Genomic DNA, 3,331 nt, shown 5'->3' with positions numbered 1-3,331 from the left:
GAGGCAGCGGCGGGCGACGGCCCGGCAGGCGGGCAGGCGGGCGGGCGGGCGGGCGGGCGGCCCCACCTCACACGGCCCGGGGGCGGGCGTCACGGCCGGCGTCCACCGCGAGCTGTATTCTCAGGGACAGTCCGGAGAAGATGTGAGGTTGATGTCCGCGTCCCCAGCCAGAATTTCCCTGACGGGAATCAAGCCGACCGGTGAACCGCACCTCGGCAACTACGTCGGTGCCATCAAACCGGCGTTGCGGCTCGCCGAGGAGTACGAGGCGATGTACTTCATCGCGGACTACCACGCGCTGACCACTGTTCGCGACCCGGCATTGCTGCGGCACTACACCCGCTCGGTGGCCGCGACGTGGATCGCCGCCGGCCTCGACCCGGACCAGGTGGTCCTCTATCGGCAGTCGGACATCCCCGAGATCCCCGAGCTGGCCTGGATCCTCAGCTGCCTGACCGGTAAAGGGCTGCTGAACCGGGCACACGCCTACAAGGCGGCGCGGGACCGCAACCGGGAAGCGGGCAAGGCGGATCTCGACGCCGGGATCAACATGGGCCTGTACAATTATCCGGTTCTCATGGCGGTCGACATCCTGATCATGGGCACCGACGCGGTGCCGGTCGGGCGCGACCAGGTACAGCACGTGGAGATCGCCGCCGACATCGCGGGCTCGTTCAACCACGTCTACGGTGACAGCTTCAAACTCAGAATCCCGCAGGCGATCGTGCCCGAGGCCGAGACCGGACGCACGCTCCCCGGCCTGGACGGCCGGAAGATGAGCAAGTCGTACGACAACACGATTCCGCTTTTCTGTACCGAGTCCCAGCTGAAGAAACTCGTCCGTCGTATTCCCACCGATTCCACCCCGGTGGAGGCGCCCAAGGATCCGGACAGCTCCAGCGTCTTCCAGATCCTGGAGCAGTTCGCCTCCCCGGAGACCGTCGCCGACACCCGGCAACGCCTGCTGGCCGGCGGCATGGGCTGGGGCGAGCTGAAAAACCAGCTGTTCGACGTCCTCAACACGCAGCTCGGCCCGCTGCGCGAACGTTACGACGCCCTGATGGCCCCCGGCAGCGAACTGGATGCCATGCTGGCCGCGGGCGCGGAAAAGGCCCGCAAACGAACAGTGCCCACCCTGGAACAGATACGCGGAGCGATCGGCATCGACTGACCCCGTCCCGCCGGTCTCGTCCCGTGTGGATACCACGCGCGGGACGACCGGGCGGGCCGTGTCGGGCCGCCATCACACAGCGACGGCCGCACGTCATCCCATGACCGAATCAGGCGTCGGACGCGAACAACGAGGGACGGGTGAGCACCCGTAACCCGACGACGACGAGCGCGGCGACCAGCACCACGGGCACCGCGATCCTGAGGTTGCGGCTCATACCGAGCCGCGTGCCCCGTCAGCGACCGCCGTGATCACACCGTCACGGCCCGACGGGCCGGAACGCGACGGACGGCCGCGCCGCAGCCCGGCAGCCCGGAACACGCCGAGCCACAGCGGCACGACGGGCCACAGCGGCCCACCGGGCCGAGCCGGGCGGCCCACCGGGCCGACATCCCGTCCGCATATCTCGACACCCACAGCATGATCCATTCCCCCGTGGCGGACACGACGATCACCCTGCTGTCGTCGCGTCGCCGACCGGCGACGCGACGCAACACACGCACGTACTGTAATGCCACGATCGAGCATCTCCCGCTACCGAGTGCCGACATGACCGGCCATCGCCGCCGACGCCAGCCCGGCCGGGTCAGCGCCCCTGCCACTGACGACGAACCACCGTGTCCGACACCCGCTCCCACGGCCGGCTGCCTCAGTGGCCGGCTGCCTCAGTGGCCGTCCGCCGGCGCGTCGGGTGCGAGCAGTTCCTCGAGCAGGAACCTCACCTTCGCCTCGATCGGCCGGCCCGGGTAATAGCGTTCGAGCAGATCGAGGCCTTCGTCGACGCTGGAGAAGCCACACAGGTCGTACAGCCTGATGATGTCGTTCTCGTCACGGCTGACCCGGCTCGCCAGCAGCTTCGTCGCCAGCAGGTACTCGGGAGACGGAGCCGACACGGTGAGGTGATCATTGTCGTAGACGACGACGGGATGCCCCGGATCATGACCCGGTAGAAAACCTTTGACTCCGTCGTTCAGCCAGTCCGGTTCAAGGTCCTCATGACGGGCTGCAACCCGTGCCGCGGCGGCGCGGACCTCGGTGGACGGATGCCAGATCCCGTCAACGTCCCTGGTGGCCGGTCGAGCGTCGTAGGCGACAGTCATGGCGGCACCACCGACGATGAAGACGTCACCGCGGATCCCCAGCCGGCGGAGTTCGTCGTTCAGCTCCGCGAACAGGCCGAGAATGCGCTCTCTGGTCAGCATGTGACAGCTTCTCCATGATCAGGAACCAGCTGACTCATATGTTCGTGAGGGAGTCGCGGTGCAGGTACACACCATGGTTCTGGAATGAAACCGGGCTGCCGGCGTACTCCCAGGCCCGCATCGACGGCATCGACGTCACCCACCAGCCATGGCGCAGATAGCGGCTGTCGTGATGGGCCCATGCGGGAACGGGCAGATCCTCCTGGACCGCCAGCCACTCGGCGAGTGCGGCCAGGAAGGCGTCCCATCGTTGGTCCCCGGTCGCAGGCGGCATCGCGGTGATCATTCGACGACGGATGTCCGGGTCCGCGCCGCGGAACCGATGGGCCAGTTCCGCCGCCTTGCGGACCGGCTCCGTGCGCTCTCCAGCGGGGATGTCACTCACGATCGACCGTGCCAGGCCGACCATGCTGGCCGAATAGTCGGGGTGGACGTCGATGTGCAGGCGCATCCCAGCGGCTTCGATGATACGTCGCAACGTGTCCACGGTCGGCTGCAACTCGCCCCGCTCGATCCGGTGGACGGTACTGGCCGCCACCCCCGCCGCATCGGCGAGGGCCCGCACAGACAGCCCCGCATCGGCTCGAACGCCGCGTACCAGGTCAGCCACCACCATGAACGTAAGCGTATACGCCTACACGCCGACCAGTCCGCTGTCGTCCTGCCGCCGGTCAGCGACGGGACGCGACGCTCCCGCACGTGCTGTAGTGCCACGATCGGGCAATTCCGCCGCCGGGTGTTGACATGACCGGCCATCGTCGCCGACGGCAACCCGGCCGGGTCAGCGCCCCGGCCACGGACGACGAACCAACCCGTCCGACACCGCTCCTGCGGCTGGCATACCTCAAGCGGCCGTCTGCCGGCGTGTCAGGTACAGGCAGTTCCTCGAGAAGGAACCTCGTCGTCCCTCGACTGGTCGGCCCGGGTAATAATATTTCAGCGAACTGAGATTTTCGGG

Annotated in this window: 3 protein-coding genes; 1 reads left to right on the top strand and 2 read right to left on the bottom strand. The window is 67.6% G+C overall.

The genetic code is table 11. From position 1 onward, the window contains the following. Positions 1 to 151 precede the first annotated feature (151 nt). On the top strand, positions 152 to 1,171 hold the full coding sequence (locus NBX02_RS04315) for a tryptophan--tRNA ligase (protein WP_250285786.1): 1,020 nt from the start codon (positions 152 to 154) through the stop codon (positions 1,169 to 1,171). 665 nt (positions 1,172 to 1,836) lie between these two features. Here NBX02_RS04315 and NBX02_RS04310 read toward each other — a convergent pair. After that, on the bottom strand, positions 1,837 to 2,373 hold the full coding sequence (locus tag NBX02_RS04310; protein ID WP_250285787.1) for a hypothetical protein: 537 nt from the start codon (positions 2,371 to 2,373) through the stop codon (positions 1,837 to 1,839). A gap of 34 nt (positions 2,374 to 2,407) precedes the next feature. Continuing rightward, complete coding sequence (locus tag NBX02_RS04305) at positions 2,408 to 2,989, bottom strand: helix-turn-helix domain-containing protein (RefSeq protein WP_250285788.1); 582 nt, start codon at positions 2,987 to 2,989, stop codon at positions 2,408 to 2,410. Positions 2,990 to 3,331: the final 342 nt, after the last annotated feature.

The organism is Protofrankia sp. CiP1_Cm_nod1, from assembly GCF_920888515.1.
In the GTDB taxonomy this organism is placed as follows: domain Bacteria; phylum Actinomycetota; class Actinomycetes; order Frankiales; family Frankiaceae; genus Protofrankia.
Note: the sequence above shows the minus strand (reverse complement) of the source record. Positions and strands in the feature narration are given on the sequence as shown.

What these genes read in the sequence shown, in the direction of transcription:
- NBX02_RS04310 (WP_250285787.1), bottom strand. Translation starts at nt 2,373, where the DNA reads ATGCTGACCAGAGAGCGCATTCTCGGCCTGTTCGCGGAGCTGAACGAC.
- NBX02_RS04315 (WP_250285786.1), top strand. Translation starts at nt 152, where the DNA reads ATGTCCGCGTCCCCAGCCAGAATTTCCCTGACGGGAATCAAGCCGACC.
- NBX02_RS04305 (WP_250285788.1), bottom strand. Translation starts at nt 2,989, where the DNA reads ATGGTGGTGGCTGACCTGGTACGCGGCGTTCGAGCCGATGCGGGGCTG.